Annotated in this window: 18 protein-coding genes; 6 read left to right on the forward strand and 12 right to left on the reverse strand. The window is 40.2% G+C overall.

Going from position 1 to position 21,712, the window contains the following annotated elements; all coding sequences use genetic code 11:
- The first annotated feature begins 144 nt into the window (after positions 1 to 144).
- Positions 145 to 390, forward strand: a complete 246-nt coding sequence (locus BN988_RS14645; RefSeq protein ID WP_036577616.1) for a DUF1450 domain-containing protein — start codon at positions 145 to 147, stop codon at positions 388 to 390.
- Positions 391 to 504: 114 nt separating this feature from the next.
- Here the strand turns inward: BN988_RS14645 and BN988_RS14650 are convergent, their stop codons facing one another.
- The 8 genes from BN988_RS14650 to BN988_RS14685 form a co-directional block, all read right to left on the reverse strand.
- Complete coding sequence (locus BN988_RS14650; protein ID WP_036577619.1) at positions 505 to 1,674, reverse strand: iron-containing alcohol dehydrogenase; 1,170 nt, start codon at positions 1,672 to 1,674, stop codon at positions 505 to 507.
- A 15-nt stretch (positions 1,675 to 1,689) separates the two neighbouring features.
- Positions 1,690 to 2,067, reverse strand: coding sequence for a RidA family protein (locus BN988_RS14655; RefSeq protein ID WP_036577621.1), 378 nt, complete (start codon positions 2,065 to 2,067; stop codon positions 1,690 to 1,692).
- 61 nt (positions 2,068 to 2,128) lie between these two features.
- Positions 2,129 to 2,758 (reverse strand): lysozyme family protein, encoded by a 630-nt coding sequence (locus BN988_RS14660; RefSeq protein ID WP_036577622.1) that lies wholly within the window; start codon positions 2,756 to 2,758, stop codon positions 2,129 to 2,131.
- Complete coding sequence (locus BN988_RS14665; RefSeq protein WP_051558010.1) at positions 2,755 to 3,183, reverse strand: hypothetical protein; 429 nt, start codon at positions 3,181 to 3,183, stop codon at positions 2,755 to 2,757. The genes BN988_RS14660 and BN988_RS14665 overlap by 4 nt, the downstream gene beginning before the upstream one ends.
- A gap of 2 nt (positions 3,184 to 3,185) precedes the next feature.
- Positions 3,186 to 4,535, reverse strand: coding sequence for an MATE family efflux transporter (locus BN988_RS14670; RefSeq protein WP_036577625.1), 1,350 nt, complete (start codon positions 4,533 to 4,535; stop codon positions 3,186 to 3,188).
- 229 nt (positions 4,536 to 4,764) lie between these two features.
- Positions 4,765 to 6,765 (reverse strand): TRAP transporter permease, encoded by a 2,001-nt coding sequence (locus BN988_RS14675; protein WP_036577627.1) that lies wholly within the window; start codon positions 6,763 to 6,765, stop codon positions 4,765 to 4,767.
- Positions 6,758 to 7,288, reverse strand: coding sequence for a DUF1850 domain-containing protein (locus BN988_RS14680; protein WP_036577628.1), 531 nt, complete (start codon positions 7,286 to 7,288; stop codon positions 6,758 to 6,760). Before BN988_RS14680 ends, BN988_RS14675 begins: the two co-directional genes overlap by 8 nt.
- Before the next feature lie 258 nt (positions 7,289 to 7,546).
- Complete coding sequence (locus BN988_RS14685; RefSeq protein WP_036577630.1) at positions 7,547 to 8,548, reverse strand: TAXI family TRAP transporter solute-binding subunit; 1,002 nt, start codon at positions 8,546 to 8,548, stop codon at positions 7,547 to 7,549.
- A 302-nt stretch (positions 8,549 to 8,850) separates the two neighbouring features.
- On the opposite strand from BN988_RS14685, the gene BN988_RS14690 reads away from it, so the two are divergent.
- From BN988_RS14690 to BN988_RS14700, 3 genes are all read left to right on the forward strand, one after another.
- Positions 8,851 to 10,467 (forward strand): long-chain fatty acid--CoA ligase, encoded by a 1,617-nt coding sequence (locus tag BN988_RS14690; RefSeq protein WP_036577632.1) that lies wholly within the window; start codon positions 8,851 to 8,853, stop codon positions 10,465 to 10,467.
- Between the two features lie 378 nt (positions 10,468 to 10,845).
- Positions 10,846 to 11,664: a serine hydrolase gene (locus tag BN988_RS14695; protein WP_036577633.1), complete on the forward strand. Its 819-nt coding sequence runs from the start codon at positions 10,846 to 10,848 to the stop codon at positions 11,662 to 11,664.
- Positions 11,665 to 11,677: 13 nt separating this feature from the next.
- The gene (locus BN988_RS14700; RefSeq protein ID WP_036577634.1) at positions 11,678 to 12,964 is read left to right on the forward strand and encodes a hypothetical protein; all 1,287 of its coding nucleotides are present in this window, start codon (positions 11,678 to 11,680) and stop codon (positions 12,962 to 12,964) included.
- A 17-nt stretch (positions 12,965 to 12,981) separates the two neighbouring features.
- Here BN988_RS14700 and BN988_RS14705 read toward each other — a convergent pair whose 3' ends face one another.
- Both BN988_RS14705 and BN988_RS14710 read right to left on the reverse strand, forming a co-directional pair.
- A complete protein-coding gene (locus BN988_RS14705) occupies positions 12,982 to 13,314 on the reverse strand; it encodes a hypothetical protein (protein WP_036577636.1) in 333 nt (110 codons plus the stop codon).
- A 131-nt stretch (positions 13,315 to 13,445) separates the two neighbouring features.
- Complete coding sequence (locus BN988_RS14710) at positions 13,446 to 16,628, reverse strand: DEAD/DEAH box helicase (RefSeq protein WP_036577637.1); 3,183 nt, start codon at positions 16,626 to 16,628, stop codon at positions 13,446 to 13,448.
- A gap of 256 nt (positions 16,629 to 16,884) precedes the next feature.
- Here BN988_RS14710 and BN988_RS14715 point away from each other — a divergent pair, with 256 nt between their 5' ends.
- Both BN988_RS14715 and BN988_RS14720 read left to right on the forward strand, forming a co-directional pair.
- On the forward strand, positions 16,885 to 17,649 hold the full coding sequence (locus BN988_RS14715; RefSeq protein WP_036577638.1) for an ABC transporter ATP-binding protein: 765 nt from the start codon (positions 16,885 to 16,887) through the stop codon (positions 17,647 to 17,649).
- Between the two features lie 15 nt (positions 17,650 to 17,664).
- Positions 17,665 to 19,518, forward strand: a complete 1,854-nt coding sequence (locus BN988_RS14720) for an ABC transporter permease (protein WP_036577639.1) — start codon at positions 17,665 to 17,667, stop codon at positions 19,516 to 19,518.
- Between the two features lie 192 nt (positions 19,519 to 19,710).
- On the opposite strand, the gene BN988_RS14725 is transcribed toward BN988_RS14720, so the two are convergent.
- Both BN988_RS14725 and BN988_RS14730 read right to left on the reverse strand, forming a co-directional pair.
- The gene (locus BN988_RS14725) at positions 19,711 to 20,907 is read right to left on the reverse strand and encodes an MFS transporter (protein ID WP_051558013.1); all 1,197 of its coding nucleotides are present in this window, start codon (positions 20,905 to 20,907) and stop codon (positions 19,711 to 19,713) included.
- A 162-nt stretch (positions 20,908 to 21,069) separates the two neighbouring features.
- Entirely contained in the window at positions 21,070 to 21,681 is a 612-nt protein-coding gene (locus BN988_RS14730; RefSeq protein WP_187120256.1) for a superoxide dismutase family protein, read from the reverse strand.
- Positions 21,682 to 21,712: the final 31 nt, after the last annotated feature.

Here is a 21,712-nt window from a genome sequence, read left to right on the forward strand (position 1 = left end):
TACGCCTACATTGCTATCTAGCCAAACTTATATACACTTCCAGTGCAGTACAAAAAACCAAACGATTGATTTCTTTTAAAATATATGCTAAAACTAACAGAGTCCTATATTAGGATAGAATTTCAATAGAAGGTACGTGATCGTATGGGTATAGTCGTAGTTGAGGTCTGTGACGGAAATGCAATCACTACAATTAATATAGAAGAAATTTTGGAAAAAGAATTTCCAGAAGTAGCCGTTTTGATGAACGAATGTTTATCCTTTTGCGGTTTGTGCAGAGTAAAGCCATATGCACTTATTAATAACAGACGCATTTTCGGTAACACACCTGAAGAATGTTTAGATAAAATTCGCATAGCAATAAAAGAAGAACTGGCCGTTTATCAATAAACAGTCAGTTCTTTTTTTATATAGAAAAGCGCGGAATCATTCATAATGAGCGAATCCGCGCTCTTCTAAACATAATACGACAAAACAATTTCCCGGGAAATATTTCGTCAGATTTTATAAACTTGCTTTATAAATTTCGACAGCATCCTCTTTAGTTAGCTTCTTAAAGTTTCCAAATTCCGGACTTGCTACAACCGTCTTTTCAGCCATGTCCTGGACGCTACTCTCTTCAATATCGTAATCAGCAAGTGTTGCAGGTGCCCCAATGCTACTCCAGAATGCTCTTAACTGGTCAATTCCTTCTAGAGCTACTTCCCTGTCGGACTTCCCAGATGTCTCTACATCAAATACCCGGACTGCCATCTGCTTGAAACGTCCTTCGTTCTTCTCATCAATTACATGCTTCATCCAGTTCGGGAATAAAATTGCCAATCCACCACCATGGGGAATATCATGCACTGCTGAAACGGCATGTTCCAAGTTGTGGCTTGCCCAATCTCCTCTGAATCCCATGTTCAGCATATCATTTAAAGCAAGGGTCCCGCTTAGCATAATCGTCTCACGGTATTCATAGTTCTCCATATCTTCCAAGAGTTTTGGAGCAGTTTCCATTACTGTTTTCAGGATTGATTCACAGAATCTATCCTGTATTGGCGTGTTCGTCGTTTGATGGAAATAGTGCTCAAGCACATGTGACATCATATCAACAATGCCATAGACTGTTTGATCCCGTGGTACGGAATACGTATGGGCTGGGTCCAAGATAGAGAATTTTGGACTTGTGTATGGAGAGCCCCAACCATGTTTTTCGTTTGTCTCCCAATTGGTAATAACAGAACCACGATTCATTTCTGAACCGGTTGCTGCTAAAGTAAGAACTGTACCGAAAGGCAATGCGTCTGTTGCTTGTTCTTTCTTCGTCACAATGTCCCACATATCTGTATCTGTTTTAGCACCTGTAGCGATAGCTTTTGTGCAGTCAATTGTGCTTCCGCCCCCTATCGCAAGCAAAAACTCGATTCCTTCCGTTTTACAGATATCTACTCCTTTACGAACAGTAGAAATTCTCGGGTTTGGTTCCACTCCAGCTAATTCGAATACTTCTGCATCAATTTCATCAAGCTTTGTTAGCACACTATCATAAATTCCATTACGTTTTATGCTTCCACCGCCATAGACAATAAGCACTTTTTTCCCATATTGTGCAACCTCGTTAGGCAATGCATCCATCTGACCTCTGCCGAAAATTAACTTCGTTGGGTTATGATACGTAAAGTTTTCCAAAATATAAACCTCCTATTATTTGCGATAAACGACGACGTCCATTTCTACGAGGACATCCTTCGGTAATCGGCTAACCTCTACGGTAGCTCTCGCTGGATATGGTTCAGCTAAATACTTTCCATAAATTTCATTTACGGTCACAAAGTCATCCATGCTTTTCAAATAGATCGTAAATTTTACAACATCTTCAAATGTGGCCTTTGCTTCTTCCAGTATGGCATTTAAATTTTGTAACACTTGCTCTGTTTGACTTTCAATTCCTTCTACTACCTCACCTGAGGAAGGGTTAATCGGAATTTGCCCTGATACATAGACAAAATCGCCAGCCTCGATTGCTTGAGAATAAGGGCCAATTGCAGCAGGTGCATTATTAGTGAATATAGCTTTCCCCATAAACATTGCCTCCCTTTAATTAGATATTAATTATTCTTCTGTCTGTTCATCATATCATGTTTCACTGAGCTTCTGCTTCTATGACGTCTCGATACCCCATCACCGCTTTAACATAGTAAATGTCTCCATAGCATGCATCTAACTCACGTGAGCCTTCTCTCAAACATCGATATTTTTCTTTATCCGGATCCTGTTCATACATATACTGTGAAAAGTTGATGGCCGTCTCTTGAGTGTATTGTCCAGACCGTTCATGAACAAAATCAATAAACCCTAATCCGAAGTTATACGATTGGACAGCAAGCTGCATATCCCCGTTTGCTTCATCTAATGATTTAGAAAAATAGGAAACTCCCTGTTTTATGGAAAGCTCTGGATCCTCGATACAGTTTCTTTCCCCACAATAGCTTTCAGAAGCCTGCATGGGGTCCTGACCTCTCCCGCCAGATTCCTGCATCATAATTCCCAGGATGACATCCATATAGTTTCCGACACCATATTGCTCTGCATACTTTTTAACTAAAGGCTGGTACTGTCTGACTTCCTCACTAATCTTTGGCTTCGTACTATTTTCTGTAATACTGCTTTTCTCACTCGTCAAAAAGGAAAGGATTAAAAATATCCCACTAAATAATAAAAATAGTATTGTGGCACGTTTAATCGCCTTTATGTGACGTTTCCTAAGTTTCATGAGGGCATCCTTTCTAGCTTTTGCAAGAAGATGCCAACGATTACGCCGTATAAAAGATGCCCGATTATCCAATAAAAGATGGCGAAATAGTCAAGAAGCTCTGGGGTCCGGGTAGAGAAAGCGGTTGTCCCATAAAGCAGAATCCCTATAACACCATTTGCCAGCACATATGGGAGGACACGATACTGCATGTCCCATCGTTTGAAAATAGCATACAGGACAAAAACAACTATTACCGATACGATAAGATGCAAGACAAGTTCGGTTATAGGATGCATATTCCATTCCTTCAATACAGGAATATAGTCAACATTTATTAGTAATATATATACATATTTTGTCGTTATAATTTGAACGCCCCACAAGAATGCCCCTAAAAATAATCCTGAAATGATTCCTATGAAAGCCAATTTTAAACGTTTCACATTTATCCTCCATGCCTTTTCTTAAATAGTTCCTTCTTCCTCCATCCGCCAAACCGGTAATACAAATAAGCAACCAGACTGCTGATAAGAAAACTACTCCCCATCCCTATCGCTATACCTGTTTCACCTAGCATTCCTGAAAAGAACGCAGTTAATGGATAGCGCAATACCCAAAAGGATAGTATGTTTAATGCCAATACCTGATACATTGCACCGGCTGCTCGCACGATACCATTTAAAATGAAATTTATGCCAAGAAACGGATAGCAAAAGGCAATGATTTGCAAATAAGTGGTACCAAATGCAATGGATTGAGGATCATCAATAAACAACCGAATACCGTAATTTGCCAAGAGAAACACAAGGAACCCAACTAAGAGCATAATCGTAAAATTATATAAAACGCCATATTTAGCAATTTTATTTACCCTACCCCAGTCATCAGATCCGATGTTTTGTCCGGCCATGCTACTAACAGAGGTTCCAAGTGCATGGGCGGGCAGCATGAGAAGACTATCGAGCCTTTGCGCAGCACTAAATCCAGCCACTACACTAGGCCCAAACCCTGTTACCACACTCATAATAGCTGCCACTCCTGCAGAAATAACAGCCATTTGTAAACCAGAAGGGATACCTAGATTTAAAATCAACTTAATTTCATGCCGCTGAGGTAGCTTAGGTACAGTAAATGGTACTAGTTTACGATGGAATATGAATATCAACCCAACGATAAAAGAAATTCCTTGGGATAAAATAGTTGCATATGCAGCACCCTCGACACCAAAACCGAAGTAACTGATAAACAAAGGATCAAGGATGATGTTTAAACAAACAGCGGTTACGACGAACAATAGCGGTGTCTTACTATCACCTATAGAACGTAATATAGTACTGATAAAATTGTAGCCAAATAAAAACAAAATCCCTAGGAAATTAATCCTTAAATAACTTGCAGCCAAACCCATCATCTCTTCAGGCGTGCCCAGAACGGTTAGCAGCCAATTTGTCAGGAAAAAACCTGCAATACCCAGCCCGATAGAAATTATTGTTAATAATACAACGAAGGCGTTAAGATAATTCTTCAACCCAGTAGCATTGTTCATGCCCTTTTGTTGAGATAAGATAGTTAACGCCGCATTATTCATACCTATAACAAAAGATAATACGGTGAAGACGATCGTACTGGACACTGCGACAGCACCAAGTGCATGAGCGCCCAGCAGATTTCCCACCCATAAACTGTCGACAACCTGGTAAGACGTCTGAAGTAGGTTCGCCAGCATGATAGGTCCAGAAAAGAGTATGAGCTGTTTTAATATATTACCCTGTGTAAAATCATGCTGTTTCTTCATCCTTTTTCCTTCTTTCTTTTGTGCTTCATCCAATTATGTGATCTATCTATTTTACTATACTCCCTACTCAATAGTAACATCGCAGAGCATATTATTAGAAGAACTCGCAACGCTCGTCCTTTAGTGAATATGTACGTTTTTCTTATACTTTCCTAATGTATAAACGTGAAAAGGTGACCAGGCTATCGAGTTAGCCGGTCACCTTTTTATAGACATAATGGTCGAAAAATTAATTACTTACTTGTTGTTTTTCATCTGTCTGATTTCCTTTTTTCCAGACAAGCTGCATAACAATCATGACGATAAATGCCCCTAGTCCGAATAAGTCTGTATTTCCTTCTGGATAGATAAGGAATAGCCCGATTACTACTGATAAGATTCGTAGTGTCCAGTGTAACTTACGGTACCAGAATCCTATTAAGCCAGCCCCTATAGCAATCATCCCACTAATTGCCGTAAATAATATCCAAATGATTTCCCAGAAGTGGGTATCAATCATTAAGAGCTGTGGCTGGAGGACGAACATATACGGAATAATAAACGCCCCAATCGCCAATTTCGAAGCATTTACTCCTGTTCTAATTGGTTCACCACCAGATATACCCGTTGCCGCGAATGCTGCGAGTGCTACAGGCGGCGTAATATCTGCAACGATACCAAAATAGAACACAAACATATGTCCAGCTAAAACAGGAATTGCTACTTCAAGCTGGTCATTCAAAGCCAAGATTGCAGGCAATGCAATTGTAGAAGTAATAATATAATTTGCTGTCGTTGGCGATCCCATTCCCAAAATAATGGAAGCGATCATCGTAAAGAATAATGTCAACAACAATTGAGCTTCGGGTGAGCTTGCTAGAGAACCTGCAATATCTACAAGGCTGTTTCCAAGCTTCAAACCAAGGCCCGTTTTGGTTACAACGCCCACGATAATCCCTGCACATGCAGTAGCTGCAGCAACCCCTAATGCGGTTCTCGCACCAGACGTTAAGGCAATCACGAATTTACCTGGGGTAATCCGTGTGTCTGCTCTAAATAAACTAACTAGAACAGTAATCCCTATCCCGTATAATGCGGTTCGCTCTATACTATAGCCTTGGAACAAAAGAAGAACAATTGCCACAATTGGCAAGAGTAAATGTATTTTTTTCAATACAGATTTCTTACTCGGTATTTGTTCCTTAGGCAACCCATGCAGTCCCATTCGCTTTGCTTCCAAATGTGTCATAATCCAAATACCAGAGAAGTATAGAATAGCTGGAATTGTCGCCGCCTTAGCGATTTCCCAGTATCCAACACCTGCAAACTCAATCATGAGGAAGGCAGCTGCCCCCATTATCGGTGGCATAATTTGACCACCCGTTGAGGAGGCTGCCTCCACCGCTCCGGCAAAGTTTGGTCGATAACCAAGCTTTTTCATCATTGGAATGGTATAAGAGCCCGTTGTAACAGTATTCGCTACAGAGCTTCCAGAAATTGTTCCATTTAACGCACTGGAAAAAATCGCAACTTTCGCAGGTCCACCTGTACGTTTTCCAGCAAGCGCAATAGCAAGGTCATTGAAATAATTCCCTACACCTGTTTGTACAAGAAAAGCACCAAATAGTAGGAATAAGAAAATATACGTGGAAGATACTTGTAGCGGTGTTCCGAGTATACCTTCTGTTGTAAAGAACATGGAATCAATTAGCTGCTCAAGTGATAGACCACGGTGCGCAAGTCCTCCTGGCATGTCCGGGCCCAGCAATGCATAAATCATAAATAAAATAGCAATGATTGTAATTGGAAGCCCAACTGCTCGTCTTGTCGCCTCTAATACAAGAAGTATGGCAAGTCCACCAATGATTACCTGCGCCTGGTCAATTCCACCAATTTGCTGAACTAGCGTGTCATAATATACCGGCCAGTATCCACAAACGATGATTGATAATAAAACGAGAATATAATCATACCAGGCAACCTTCTTTTTATCCCCCTTCTTCTTACTGGCAGGAAACAAAAGAAAAATTAGGGATAGCGCAAACCCTAGGTGAACTGTTCGCTGAATATATGCTGTATATTGGCTGAAAGCACCTGTATAGAGCTGAAATAGAGAGAATGCAAGTAACCCAAAGAAAACAATTTTGGCAGCAACACCACCTAGTTTTCTTGTATTTGCTTCTGCATCATATTTTTGTATTAACTCTTCCTGGTTTGTTTCGGTTAGGTTTTCTTTCGTTGAATCACTCATGGATTCTCACTCCTTTCATAGACTGCCATAGTGAGAGTTTCTCTACCTTTAATTTAAACCATGCCCCTGGCTCAAAATATTCGTTAAAGTAAACGAGATGTTCATCGTTCTCTCCCCATACGAGGCGGTTTTCTGAGACCGTTTTGCCGTTTCTTACATTCATTGAAGGAAAGATATTGTCAAGGTCTGTTATATGGTATTTTCCATCCTTATATTCAAACTTCTCCCCTTCTTGAGCATTGGAAGGCATTCCAATCCCAAACTCTTCGTAAACAATTTCGTACTGTTTAATATCGTGGTTGTCCATTACGATGTATTTTTCTATCACATCTGTCAGGTGTATGGAGTGTGTAAATATAATTTGAAAGGTATCCCTTTCCTGCACTGGAAGAAAGGCCTCAATCTCCTCTGTATTTTCTTTATAAAATACAAGTGCTGTTCGGAAAGGAACAAATAGAAGTAGAGAGAAAAGTGCGAGTAAAATAATTAGAATAGAAACTTTTATCTTTTTATTGTGTTTCATCATTTTGCCACCTGAAATCTTAAAGAATTACGTTGAGCACGCAGAGCAATCCTCCACTCTGAACTACTTACATAACATGAAAAAATGGAGCGACCGACGCAACTCCTGACTAAAGGATTCACAGTCGGCCGCTCGTCACATCATGTTTATCCTGCATGTAACTGGCAGTATGAGCCTAACGAAAGAAAAGGAAAAGGCTAATTAGCCGTGTATCCAAATTTTCCCTAGAACGTTATGAAGTAAGGAACTACAAATTGCTTACTCAGCACTTACTCCTACTTCATCAAAGTATTTCTGTGCACCTGGGTGTACGTCAATCCCGATACCATCTAGAGCAGAATCAGTTGAAATAAACTCTGCTTTTGCGTGAGCCATTCCATCCGTGTTTTCGTAAATCGCTTTCGTAATATCGTAAACAGCATCTTCGGATAAAGAATTGGTAACAGCAAGCATCGCCAATACAGCAACTGTATTTACTTCTTCAGCCTGCCCACTATATGTTTCAGCTGGAACCGTATCTGCTGCATAGTAAGGATACTTCTCAACTAGGGCATCTACTTTTTCCTGTTCAATCGGAACAATGCTAATATCGACAGTAGCCGCTAGCCCTTCTACTGCACCAGTTGGTGTACCAGAAGTAATAAAGGCTGCATCAATATTCCCATCCTGGATCCCACCAGTTGATTCACCGAAGTCAAGGTTCTGTTGATCAATGTCATCCATCGTCATCCCATGGATTTCTAAAATCTGTTCTGCGTTAACGAAAGTACCTGAACCAGGTGCCCCAACAGAGACCGTTTTGCCTGCAAGGTCCTCAACTGATGCAATACCTGAATCGGCAGTCGTCACAATTTGGATTGTTTCCGGATACAAAGAACCAATTGCTGATACGTTGTCTACAGGGTTGCCATCAAAAGAATTAACACCGTCAATTGCATTTGCGGCTACGTCGGTTTGAACAAAAGCAAGCTCTGCTTCGCCTTCCTGAAGAGAAATCATGTTATCAGCAGAAGCATTTGAAGATACTGCATTTGTTTCCATACCTGTTTCGTCAGATATGATTTTGGCCATTTCGCCACCGAGTGGGTAATATGTACCGCTTGTTCCACCTGTTAGCATTTGTAAAAACTCAGGTGTTTCTCCACCTTCAGCAGAATCACCATCTCCATTATTAGCCTCGTCATCTCCACCGCAGGCTGCTAGGAACAAGGCAAGTACTAAAATCATAGCAAATGAAAATAGATAGTTTTTCTTTTTCATACAAACTCCCCCTATACTCTATAGTGAATTTTATTTTACAGTTGAATCTATAAAGTTGTCAAACTCTTCTCAACTCAGAGACTTTTTTTCTCCCTTCAAATTTGGCTAAATACATAGATTTGACACCTTTTAGGCCCCCTATTTTGTACCAATAATTTCTAGTTTTATACAATACTAGACTATCACATTATTAGTACATTTGTGTCTAACTTCGTTGCTTTCTTAATATAATTATTATTATTTTTACAATATTATGATATATTTGAACGAGTACTATACTACTTTTAAGGAGTTGATGAGAAATGATGCACGTCCCAATGACCGTTGGAGCTATGATGGAGCATGCAGAGAAATTTTTTCCTAAAAAACTTGTGCACTCCCAGACACATGACAAGCTACATTCGTTGACTTACAAAGAGATTGGCGAAAGGGTCAGAAAATTGATGAGCGTGTTTGCAGAACTTGGTGCTAAGAAAGGAGATAAAATTGGTACCCTTGCCTGGAACCACCACCGTCACTTAGAAATTTACTTTGCTGCACCTGGTATGCATGCAGTATTGCATACTATTAATATTCGCCTCACCCCAGAACATATCGTCTACATCATTAATCATGCAGAGGACAAAATTTTATTAATTGATGAAGACATCCTTCCACTTGTTGAACTAATAAAGGACGAATTGACCACTGTTGAAGCCTTTATTGTAATGACAGATAAGCAAGAACTTCCTGATTCATCCCTACACCCATTGTACTCCTATGAAGAATTACTCAGCACCGGCGATGCCGCATTTCCTTTCACAAAAGAAATCGATGAGAATGATCCTGCAGGCATGTGTTATACCTCAGCCACAACGGGCAAGCCAAAAGGTGTCACATACTCTCACAGGGGCATTGTGCTGCATAGCCTCGCACTAGGCTTAGCAGATTCAGCAGCGCTATCTGAGTCGGATGTATCCATGCCTGTCGTTCCTCAATTTCACGTCAATGCATGGGGGACACCTTTTGCCTGTACATGGTTTGGTTCTACACAGGTATTGCCTGGTCCCCATTTCACGCCAAAGAGGTTAGCATCTTTTATAGAGAAGTTTCGGGTTACCATATCAGCTGGAGTTCCAACCATTTGGATAGGACTTCTCCAAGAGTTAGAGGATGGCGACTATGATACTTCCAGTTTAAGAGCAGTACTATGTGGGGGCTCGGCTGCACCTTTCGGCTTAATACGAGCATTTGAAGAAAAATTTAATATTCCTTTCTATCATGCATATGGAGCAACAGAAACAACACCATTGGCAACTATTTCACGATTGAAGAGCTACCAACAGGGGTTGAGCCAGGAGGAAAAGATAAAAGAGCGTTCTAGACAGGGCATCCTTGTTCCAGGCCTTGAAATGAAGGTGAAAGGTAAAACGGGAGATATCGCATGGGATGATCAGGAAATGGGAGAATTGCTTTTACGCGGAAACTGGATAGCAAGTGAATATTATAAAGATGATCGTAGTGACCAAGCGTTCCATGACGGATGGTTCCATACTGGCGATGTCGTGACTGTTGACGAAGAAGGAACGATAAAAATAGTTGATCGTACCAAAGACTTGATTAAAAGCGGTGGAGAATGGATTTCTTCAGTTGAAATTGAAAACGCTATCATGAGTCACCCAGATGTTTTGGAAGCAAGTGTCATCGCAATTCCAGATCCAAAATGGCAGGAAAGGCCTATTGCCTGTGTTGTACTAAAAGATGGAATAAAAGAGGAAGGCACCAAAGAGAAATTACTGTCCTTCTTAGAGCCCCAGTTTGCTAAATACTGGCTACCAGATGATATTTTATTCTTAAAAAATATCCCTAAAACGTCTGTCGGTAAGTTTCTGAAACGACAGCTGAGAGAGGAAGTTAAAACCTATTACCAAATAAAGTGAAACTTCATTGGTGGGAGTGTCCCTACTTCTGCCAACAAGTGTTAGTTGAACAATATGTACCTTTACTTCCTGGTAAGGCGCATAAAAAAGATATTACTTCGTTCACTGTATAAGGGATTAGCCATAAGCTAATCCCTTTTCTTTATCCCCTTGTCCCACAAACCTTGTCCATAAAACATTTAAGGCAATTTTGCATAAGCTATTCTTGACAATTTTTCGAAAATTCAATACTATATAACTAATTATTAAATATTGTTGCAGTTTTCAATTTCGTTCTACCTACAATATACCTAGTTTTCCATTAGAAAGGACTATTCATAACGTTATCACTATCAATATTTTCTATCTGCTACTTTACTTGGAAAGGATAATGATTGTATGAATCTAGAACAGCTTAAAACATCTATCCTCGGAGAAATCCATGATCCACAAGCACAGTACTCTGTCCTTCTTACTTCAGGCGAGGGAAGCTTGGCCATTAACGAACAACAGTTACGTCCTGCTGCAAGTCTTGCTAAGATACCAATTTTGATTGAGGCATGCCAGCAAATAGATAGTGGTCGGTTACATCCTGACAAACTTGTCTACATAGAGGAAGAACAGTTTGTAGGAGGGTCTGGCATTATATCCTATCTTACAAATTCCCATATATATAGCTATATGAACTTAATTGAACTTATGATGATCGTATCTGACAATACTGCTGCCAATGTACTGCTCGAATCATTGGGAATGGAAGCTGTTAATCAAACGATAGAGCAGCTTGGCGCTAAAAACACAATTGTACAGCGTAAGTTCATGGATACGAAAGCACAGCAAGAAGGACTTGAAAATTATACGACTGCTTTGGATATGGTTACGTTATTGAAGGCAATTTCTGAAGAAAAGAACCATTACATATCTAGTAAAAGTAGAAAGTTTATGAGGAGTATACTAGCTAAACAACAGTTAACGAATAAACTTGCGAACTTTTTACACCCTAGTATGCCTGTAACGATTTTTCATAAGACTGGTGAGTTATGCGGAATAGAACATGATGCTGCTATTCTAGAGTGCAAGGAAGAAAGGGTATACATAACTGTGCTAAGTGACCACTTACCATCAAACGCAGAGGGACAGCACACTATTGCCCAAATAGGAAAGCATGCAATCGATTATGTAATAACAAGATCAAAATCTACTTTATCTAATTTTTAATAGGAGTGTCGTCATGAAGGCAAAAGTAGCGGTGTTTGGTCCAGAAAATGTGGTCGTTAGAATTCAAAAATTAAAGAAGGAATTCTCCAACTACGAATTGTTCCCCTTTATCTATTCAGAAGCTAATCAAACTCCTGATTTGTTAGAACAGGCTTTCCTATGTGATATCTTTCTATTTACAGAGTCCATTGCCTATTATTATGTTAAGGAAAAAACAAAAAAGCGACGCCTCTCAACGATTGTCATTCATTGCGATGAATACATTCTAACTACCGCTCTTCTCCACTCACTGTCCGATATGCTTCCTCAAAGTCGTATTTCACTTGATGGGACAACTGAAGAAGTAGTTCAACATGTCCTTACACCATTAAAGGAAATACAAGTTGACTTATTTCCATTCTATGAAGATGTTTGGGATGGTCGTACCGTAGAAACCATAGTGGACCACCATCGGAAACTTTGGGAGGATCGAACCACCGACTTTGCACTTACAGCTTATAGCGAAGTAGCCAAGCGCCTGCAAAAAGAAAACATCCCGGTGCGTCTTATTACGACTCCTGACCTATGTTTTAAATCTGCTCTCGAAACGGTGGAAAGACGTATCACCTTCCATAACAATACATCTGTACAACACGTCATTGGATATTTCCGTTTTAAACATCTTGAGCAACTGCCAAGCTCACTAAAAGAAATGATTCTTTTTAGAAGGCAGGCTGAATTAGACAATTTCTTGCAGAAATTTGCTACACAACAAGATGCTATTGCGTTACGTAACAATCAGCATGATATGGTATTAATTGGCTCCAAAAAATTATTAAATTATTTAACTAATCATTTCGGGAATTTCCCACCGCTACAAAAAATTGAGGAACAGATCAAGGAGCCTGTAGGGATTGGCTTTGGACTCGGGCTTACACATCACCAAGCGAAGGAGCATGCATTACTCGCATTAGAGATGACAGCTAACGAGGAAGGTAGCTCGTGCTATATCGTCAATGAAAGTCAGGCGAGTATCGGACCTGTGGGTGTGAAAAAACAAATAAACCCATCCTTTCTATATCAATCACTGATCCATAAAGCGAAATTAAACAATGACCTATCCTACAACTTTATTGAATTTATTAAGATGCGAAATAATAAACCATTTTCATCTCATGATGTGGCTAACTATTACAGCGTGACAAAACGAAGTGCAGAGCGGACAATAAATAAGTTATTATCCGCAGAAATAATTAAGGTAGCTGGGTCAGAAAAGCCTTACCAAAAAGGGCGGCCTAGAAAACTATTCGCACTTCGTTAAGATAAGGAAAGACTACGTTATTCATTTTTATACCCTTTACTCTCTGCAAGTATGGAAATCGCTTGATCGTAGTCTTCTTCCTCTACCTTTCCTTCCAATAAGTGTGTTATTTGGCCATGCTCCTCTCGATTGTTATCCGAAACGTCAGCCACCCCTAGACCCATAACTCCAGTTCCCGTGCTCATCGTTCCAGGAGTGCCCATTCCAACGATAGGAAAATAAGCGTTATGCTTTTTTGTTTCAGGTAGTTCATCTACCAAAACATTGGAGACTCGCAGTTTTTCTAATTTTGCCTTTGCTGTTTCTGCATCATTTTCCGATTTAAAGTATGCCACAAAGCTTTTTGTCATCGTGTAAACATCCTTTCTTTTTCTTTTCACTATTCCCCCGTTCAACCTGTTCTAACCAAAGTATGCAAAAAAGCCAAATGAATTCGATTCTCGTTCGTTCGAATGCTCATTTGGCTTTGAAAAACTTCTTTCTATATGTTCAATAACTCACGGACGTCATCTTCGCTAAGTCCAGAAAGCATGGTTTCACCAGGCTGGATCACCTGATCGATTAGTTCTCGTTTCTTTTGCTGGAGCTCGTAAATCTTTTCTTCGATTGTCCCTTCTGCTAAGAGACGAATGACTTGAACGACATTTTTTTGCCCAAATCTGTGTGCCCTCCCTGTAGCTTGGTCTTCCACAGCAGGGTTCCACCACAGATCGTATAAAATGACCGTGTCTGCACCTGTCAAATTGAGACCTGTTCCTCCAGCTTTTAGGGAGATAAGGAAGACACTTTTCTCCCCGTTATTAAAGCTTTCACTCATTTTCACTCGCTCTTGGGATGGTGTCTGCCCATTTAGATAAAAGTATTCAATATTTTCTTTCTCTAGTTGCTGAATAATAATCTCATGCATGCTTGTAAATTGCGAGAATATTAGCATTCGCTTCCCGTTCCCAATTGCGTTCCTAACGGTATCCATTAACTGTTCAAGCTTGCCTGATTGCCCTTCATAGTTTTCAATAAACAAGGAGGGATGACAGCAAATTTGTCTTAAACGCGTAAGACCAGCAAGAATTTTCATCCTGTTTTGCTGGAACCCACTTTCTTTCATGGACTGTGCCGCCTCAATTTGCAATTGCCTATGGTAACCGAGATAGAGATCCTTTTGTTCCTTAGTCAGCTCTGAAACATGAACAGACTCAATCTTGTCAGGTAGCTCCTTCAATACATCCTTCTTTAACCTTCGTAAGATAAACGGCCTTGTGATAAGTGCTATTTTTTCATTAGAGAGCTGTTTGAACTCTCGCTGTCTTGGCATTAGACCTGGTAGTACCACCTGAAAAATGGCCCAAAGTTCATCAATTGAATTTTCTATAGGTGTACCACTTAGCGCAAACCTTCTACCAGCTTTAATTTCCCGGATCGCCTGGGAGGTCTTGGTTACATAGTTTTTAATATACTGCGCTTCATCTAGAATCAATGTTTGAAAACGTAACTGCCTGTAATATTCAATGTCCTGCCTTAGTGTTGCATAGGAGGTAATCCAGACATCTTTCTCTTTTTCTTCCTCCAACCGCTGCCTTCTTTCTGCAGGGGTTCCTGTCAACACTGCCACAGAAAGACTTGGCATAAATTTTTCACACTCGTTTTTCCAGTTGTATACCACAGAGGAAGGTGCGACGATCAAATGTGGTAAATCACTAGGCTCAGACGCGATATAAGCAATGCTCTGCAACGTCTTCCCCAAGCCCATATCATCCGCTAAAATTCCACCTAGGTGATAATGACTTAATGACTTAAACCATTGAAATCCTGTTTGCTGGTAATTCCTCAGATTCGCTTGAAGCTCTTCCGGCAATGGATAAACCTGTTCCTCTGGTGACTTAAGCTGATGCAGCAACTTTCTAAAGGATGGATCATAATTTTTATTCGTTTCAATCAGTGCATCTACTTGCGTCCCTCGATAAACAGGAACATGTATATTACCATCATTTAGATCCTTTTTATCTACTTCCATATCCTGAAAGAACTGCTTCATGGAGCTGAATTCTTCCCCTTCCAAAGATAGAAGGGCACCACTATCTAAACGGTAATACCTTTTCTTTTCAATTACTGCTTGAAGAATACTGGAAACCTCTTCATCCTTCACACCCTCTATATCAAAGCCAATTTCCAGAAGGTTAGAGGAGGATTCAAGTCGCACACTTGTATTCGGCATAGGCTCCCTATCCATAATAAAACTGCGAATCTCCGAGGTTAAGAATAGCTCTAAGTGTTCATCAAGCAATGGTAAGACATAATAAAGGAAATCATAAATTTCTTCCTCTGCTTCTGCTTCTGCTTCAATATAGAGTTCTTTTCCATTATATTTAAAGTTGGCATATTCGATTAGCTGCATGATCTGCTGCTCTTTCTCCACATCCCGTATAATAATGATGTCATGCTCTTCCCTGCCACCAAACGGGTTGATGTAATGTTCTCCATAATAATATTCCAGTTTCCCAACAATCCAATTGTCGCTTACTTCTAAATAAAGCCTTGCCTGTAAAGGTAGCTGAATGATCTCTTCTGTTACCTTCTCAGAAATTTCCACTTCCCCGACTTTTTTCAATGAAGGCAATACTTCAGATAAGAATGTGTCTGCTTGTTGCTTCGTTATTGGCAATTGTAAATCAGATAATCCAAATTGGCTTACCTGCTCGACGACGGGAATCTGCTCCTTCGAAGGAAAATAAAACACACCATCAGAAAAAAGAATATGGTAATGGCGTAAGTATGTGCCACCTCGAAGTTCTGGCATATTTAATATTAATTCATTCCGCTCATTTTTTGATAAAGAAAACTGAAATGGTAGCTTTTCTTGCGCTATCTCTACAGGATGATAACTCTTCTTGATGGTATCCACCGTGAAATCGCGATTTACCAGCTCTTCAAGCAAAGCTTTCGCGGCTAATGGTGGGATGGTTATATAGCGAGTATCCTTATTACTGTTCCGAAAAGAGGAAAATTGTCTTTGTTCCTCATACATCTGCTCATTGTTTAATATTTCCCGCAATGTCTCAAAAATTGCTAAGTCCTCTGGCTGAAAATAATGTTGGTCAGGGCTATAAGTAAATGCCTTTGTAAAATAATGCTCTTTTCCATCTAAAACACTATCTAAAAACAGGCCAGCATCTTTGACAACATAACAGCGTTTCTCACCTGCTTTAAGTTCAAGTTGCAAGCTATTTTCTAAGGTCCAACTACAGAAGTATTGAACTTGCATCTCCCTTTTTTCCGGAAGAATATCATGTGTTGCCGTCGTTTGCGGTACATTCGTCAATGCCTGGATAAAATGATTTGTTGTTTGGTAATCAAAATGAGGGAGCGCTGGCGGGCGGTCCGTCTCTTTCTGGGAAATACCGATCAAGGTTGCTGCAACATGCTTACAGGAGCCGAATGTATCAAATGCAGGGCAGTCACAATACGTATCAATGGACCCGTCTGCAAATTGGCTCATATTTATTTCTACAAAGTAGTCCTCAGACCCTTTCACGGTTGCCGTCCAGACCTGGTAGTTAAGATCGTATAAAAGATCCATTACTTTTCCTCGTTTATAATATTCCAGCCCACGCTTATAAATAATGGCCGGAAAAAGCTTTTGGATGTTAATATCGCTGAAACTTTTCAAAATACTAGCAACCTACCTTCCACCGTTCTTCTTCTCTCCATTGTAAACGAGTTCCCTCTGTTTTTAAACTATTCCCTTTCTTAAGGATAGGATGACATCAGCTATATTATACGTTTTAGTTGTTTCTATCTTATCCGCCCCTTTCACTTTATCCATTCTTACAAAACTGTAAGCTACCTGAAAGAAAGATACATAGCAGCCTTTCTCTATACTGTTTACACTGTAAATAGATTCAATAATATTGGAGGTAAGTGTAATGAAACAGTCCGTACTTGATGTACATCAATTAAATAAGATTTATGGGAAAAAGAGCGAGAAACAATTTCATGCATTAAATAGTGTTTCTTTCGCTATGGCTGAAGGAGAGTTTGTTGGCGTAATGGGGCCATCAGGAGCAGGTAAAACCACATTACTTAATGTCATCTCAACATTGGATACCGCAACAAACGGCTCCGTTAAAATTGCTGGAACAGACATCACCGCAATGAAACAAGGTCAGCTGGCTGATTTTCGTTCAAGTCAGCTCGGCTTTATTTTTCAAGACTTTAATTTATTGGAGAATTTAACGGTTTATGAAAATATTGCCTTGCCCCTCTCCTTACAAAGTGTTGCGGTGCGAAACATTAAACCGGCTGTAGAAAGTGTTGCGACAAAGCTTGGGATTGAGGCAATTTTAAATAAGTACCCTGTCACTATTTCTGGTGGACAGAAACAGCGCGTGGCTGCTGCTCGTGCATTAGTACATGAACCTGCATTAATTCTTGCAGATGAGCCAACAGGAGCACTTGATTCTAAAAATGCTCGAAGCCTAATGGAGACGATGGTCCATTTAAATGAAAATCACGGCACCTCGATCATGCTTGTAACACATGATCCATTAAGTGCGAGCTATTGTGAGCGCATCCTATTTATCCAAGATGGAAAACTGTATAAAGAAATTCACCGAAACAGCACTAGAAGCGCATTTCATCAGGATATCCTTGACGTGCTTGCTCAATTTGCGTCACCGGATATGGACTAGGGGGGAGTGTACAATATGCTGCTAAAATTATCTTTAACGAGTATGCGAAAACTAGCAAAAGACTATTTGGTCTTACTATTTGGTTTAACAATTTCCATTTCGATTTTTTATATGTTTGAAACACTTGCCCAAAATAAAGTATTTCTTGAAGCGAATTCCCTTATTAGCTCTATTGTCTTCGTATTTCATGTAGGGACATTTATTCTTGGCATTATCACAGTTTTCTACATTTTTTATGCGACATCCTTTCTTTTATCTTTGCGGCAAAGGGAATTAGGCATGTACATGACGTTAGGTGCTAAAAAGCGTAAGATCACCCAGTTAATGTTTATGGAAACTTTTTTTGTCGGCTTAACTGCCCTCATTATCGGGATTGTACTAGGTGTTGGACTATCCTATGGGATCGCCGAGCTACTTATGTGGCAACTTGACTTTCAAGGTGGAGGATTTCAGCCACTTTACTCTTCTTCCCTTCTGATCACAGTGCTATTTTATGTCGCTTTATTCTTCCTTACTTCCATTGTAAATGCTTGGAGAGTTGGCAGGAAAAGTGTGCTTAGTCTGTTGCGTTCAGGTCAGCAACAAGATCAGATAAAAACAAGTGGATTACGTACTTTCTTTGGCGTTTTGTTATCCGTCATCTTGATTGCTGTCGGTTACTATGCAATGGTGCATATTGCAGAATTGATGCAGTTCGGTATCATACTTGCGACCGCGACCATCATACCGGGGACTTACCTTATCTTCATTTCGCTATTGCCATTTTTGGTTAAAAGACTGAAGCAAAATCGCAACTTAAATGAAACGGGCATCAACTCATTTACATTGGGGCAACTCCGATTCAGGATGCTAAACCTGATGATGGTACTAGGTACTGTGGCGATGCTTATTGCGTTAGGATTAGGGGCAATGACAGCTGGGACATCGTTTTACCATAATATCGGGATACAGGCCTCTATGTTCCATGCCAATGATGTTGTACTTTATGAGCCAAACGAAACCGAGAAACAAACATTGGCAACAATGGATGTGACAGAAGAAGAGGATTACCGCTATAAGTACAATGAGGAGGGAGTCTATTTTTTAAAAACAGACCTTGAAGCAGCACCACCTGAAGTCATGGCATTTGAAGAAGGATCGGAAGGTTTTTCACCTACTACTCCTGATGCAAAATTGTCTAAGGACGAATATGCATTATATGGTGGAGAAGGCGTGACTGAATTGCCAGGAAACTGGTGGACCGCAGTTAGTACAGAATTAGGGGCAGGCTCCATGTTTGGCAACAGATCTATTTATATCTATGGAAAATCTAGCTACCAAGAGGTAGACGGAGAAGAACAACACGTCACATTAGCGAAATTAAATGATTTTACAGCACACCTACCTGAATTAGAAAAATTGGATGCTAGCCAAAAGTCTCTCGCTGAAACATATACTGGTAATCAAGTTGAACAACTTGGTGGGAAATACAGTAATTATGTTGCACTTAAAGGGTTTGCCAGTGGAACTATTTTTATGGGAGTGTTTCTTGGTATTGCTTTTCTTATGATGATGGCAAGTGTTCTCATGTTTAAACTTCTATCTAGCGCTGGTGCGGATGTCCATCGTTATAGTATGCTACGCAAAATTGGGGTTAGGAAGACACTACTCGTTAGGTCAATTTACCGCGAGCTGTTTCTGCTATTCCTCTTCCCAGCCATTGTTGGGATTGTCCATGTTATCGTGGGAATGCAGATGTTTTCCTTTATTATTATCGAACCATACACAAAAATATGGATCCCGCTTACATTGTTCTTCGTAATCTATGGTATTTACTATTTCATTACAGTGCAAATGTACAAGCGAATTGTACTGCCTAAGCAGTTCTAAAGGGTTGCTAGTTAATCATTAGAAAAACTCGCATTCGCTCGGCCTTTAGTGAATGTGAAAGTTTTTCTTATACTTGGAACTTCAAAATTTTCACTGCGTCGACTTTGCTTCCTTGCTGAAATTTTTACTTTCCTAACGTATACAAAAGGATGCTGAAATCGAACAGATTCTAGCATCCTTTTTTAGTTTACTTTAGTTTTCTACATACCGCGCTCGTGCCTTTAACAGCAAGTAGACATATAGAATGATAGAAAGAAGTACAGATCCAGCTGCGGTTAAATAAATAATTGCATAACCGAATTGAAAAGCGAGCTGTCCAAATACGATAGCTCCGAGTCCGACACCTAAATCAAAAAAGGAGAAGAACGTAGCATTGGCCATTCCTTTTCGATTATGCGGGGCCTTATTTACAGCCCATGCCTGTAGTGCTGGCTGCACACTGCCGAATCCCAGTCCATATAAACCTGCCGCAATAAGCAGTGCAGGAGTGCTAGGAAGCCAAGAAAGCAAAAGCATAGCAATAAAAATTAATACCGTCCCAGGCAAAAACACATAGATATGGCCTCGTTTATCATAAATTTTACCCGCAAAGGTTCGTGAAAGCATAAGAAAAACAGCAAACACTAGGAAGTATAAACCGATCCCTTCGACCCCTTTCTCCTCTGCATATAATGGTAAAAAGGATGCTATCCCTCCGAATGTTACCGTAATGAAAAATAATAATACTGCTGGTTCTAAAGCTGTTTTCTCAAAAATATCAAATTTCACCGTGGTAGATTTAGCAGGGGATTCTTCTACCTTTTTATATTTAATTTTTGCTGATAGTAAAAAGGCAACAAGTCCCAATGCAGCACAGATAAGAAACAACTGTGTGAAGGAGATGATCCCTGCCAGTTGTAGACCTAATGCAGGTCCAAATGCCAAGGCAATGTTCCCTGAAAGGCCAAAGTATCCCATTCCCTCGCCACGGCGCTTTTCAGGAATCAAATCTGTTGCAATGGTACCTGTCGCAGTGGTCGAAAAACCCCAGCCTACTCCCTGTACGACGCGCATAACCAGCAATACTGCAATACTACTAATAATAGAGAAGGAGGCCACTGAAATAACAAAGATGGCAAGTCCTGTCATGTAAACAAATCTCCTGCCCTTCGAGTCAAGCGCATGTCCGGCATAGGGTCGTAACAGCAATGCGGAAAAAGTAAAAATACCAACAATAATACCAATTAGTTGATCACTTCCCCCCAGCTCATTAACAAACAGTGGAAGTGTCGGTAACGTCATCTGAAAGCCAAGAAATATAAAAAAGTTCGCAAGGCATATTAAAAAAAAGTCCTTCGTCCAGATTTTATCTGAAGAAGTCTGTGCGTTGATCGCTTTTTTTGTATCCATCAAGATCGCCCTTTCTTCGATACTCGAAATATAGTATACAGGAGATGATCCGCAAAAGGAAGGTACGAATGGAGGGACTCTATAGGATTTTAAAAGTGAGAAACATAGAAAACATACTATTATCCAGCCACTATAAAAGCCCGGAATCCTCCGGGCTTCTCTTTAACCGCCAATAACGCCACACGCGACTCGATCACCTGCATCCCCTGACGGCTGGGAAGCGTAGTCATCAGCCCCTGCATGGATAACTAATGCTGTACCATTTTCTTTGAAAACCGAATTCAGCTCCCCTTTTTTCAGGGTAACCTTTTCTGCAATTATTTCTGTATTTACCGTTCCATCCTCTGCCACTACAATATTACGCAAATCACCAGCATGCGATCCATCGTGATGCTCTTTACCATGCTTGGTATCCTCTGGATTGTAATGCCCCCCTGCTGTCGTAAAGTCTGGTGCCTTGCATTCCCCCGTTTCATGAATATGGAAACCGTGTTCACCAGGAGAAAGTCCTTGCCCTTCCAGTTTTATTTTTACATAATCATCCTCTTGCGTTAAATTCGCAACTGCTACCACATCTCCAGCAGCATCTTTAAGGGAAACCAACACCTCTTCTTCCACTACATTCGCGACATCCTGTGTTTCCTTATTTCCCATCTTATCGCTTTCATTGCTTTTGCCGCCTTGCTCCTGTTTGGTCTCATCCCCACCACACGCCGTTAGGAGAAGGACTAAAAAAGTCATAACAGCAAATATGTACATTCGTTTCACATTCATTGCTCCCTTCCTTCGTTATAGCCCTATTTAT

Source organism: Oceanobacillus picturae, from assembly GCF_000612865.1.
Lineage (GTDB): Bacteria > Bacillota > Bacilli > Bacillales > Amphibacillaceae > Oceanobacillus_B > Oceanobacillus_B jordanicus.

Excerpts from the sequence above, each read along its gene's own strand:
- BN988_RS14645 (WP_036577616.1), top strand. The coding sequence starts at position 145 with ATGGGTATAGTCGTAGTTGAGGTCTGTGACGGAAATGCAATCACTACA.
- BN988_RS14655 (WP_036577621.1), bottom strand. The coding sequence starts at position 2,067 with ATGGGGAAAGCTATATTCACTAATAATGCACCTGCTGCAATTGGCCCT.
- BN988_RS14660 (WP_036577622.1), bottom strand. The coding sequence starts at position 2,758 with ATGAAACTTAGGAAACGTCACATAAAGGCGATTAAACGTGCCACAATA.
- BN988_RS14670 (WP_036577625.1), bottom strand. The coding sequence starts at position 4,535 with ATGAAGAAACAGCATGATTTTACACAGGGTAATATATTAAAACAGCTC.
- BN988_RS14675 (WP_036577627.1), bottom strand. The coding sequence starts at position 6,765 with ATGAGTGATTCAACGAAAGAAAACCTAACCGAAACAAACCAGGAAGAG.
- BN988_RS14680 (WP_036577628.1), bottom strand. The coding sequence starts at position 7,288 with ATGAAACACAATAAAAAGATAAAAGTTTCTATTCTAATTATTTTACTC.
- BN988_RS14685 (WP_036577630.1), bottom strand. The coding sequence starts at position 8,548 with ATGAAAAAGAAAAACTATCTATTTTCATTTGCTATGATTTTAGTACTT.
- BN988_RS14690 (WP_036577632.1), top strand. The coding sequence starts at position 8,851 with ATGATGCACGTCCCAATGACCGTTGGAGCTATGATGGAGCATGCAGAG.
- BN988_RS14695 (WP_036577633.1), top strand. The coding sequence starts at position 10,846 with ATGAATCTAGAACAGCTTAAAACATCTATCCTCGGAGAAATCCATGAT.
- BN988_RS14700 (WP_036577634.1), top strand. The coding sequence starts at position 11,678 with ATGAAGGCAAAAGTAGCGGTGTTTGGTCCAGAAAATGTGGTCGTTAGA.
- BN988_RS14705 (WP_036577636.1), bottom strand. The coding sequence starts at position 13,314 with ATGACAAAAAGCTTTGTGGCATACTTTAAATCGGAAAATGATGCAGAA.
- BN988_RS14715 (WP_036577638.1), top strand. The coding sequence starts at position 16,885 with ATGAAACAGTCCGTACTTGATGTACATCAATTAAATAAGATTTATGGG.
- BN988_RS14720 (WP_036577639.1), top strand. The coding sequence starts at position 17,665 with ATGCTGCTAAAATTATCTTTAACGAGTATGCGAAAACTAGCAAAAGAC.
- BN988_RS14725 (WP_051558013.1), bottom strand. The coding sequence starts at position 20,907 with ATGGATACAAAAAAAGCGATCAACGCACAGACTTCTTCAGATAAAATC.
- BN988_RS14730 (WP_187120256.1), bottom strand. The coding sequence starts at position 21,681 with ATGAATGTGAAACGAATGTACATATTTGCTGTTATGACTTTTTTAGTC.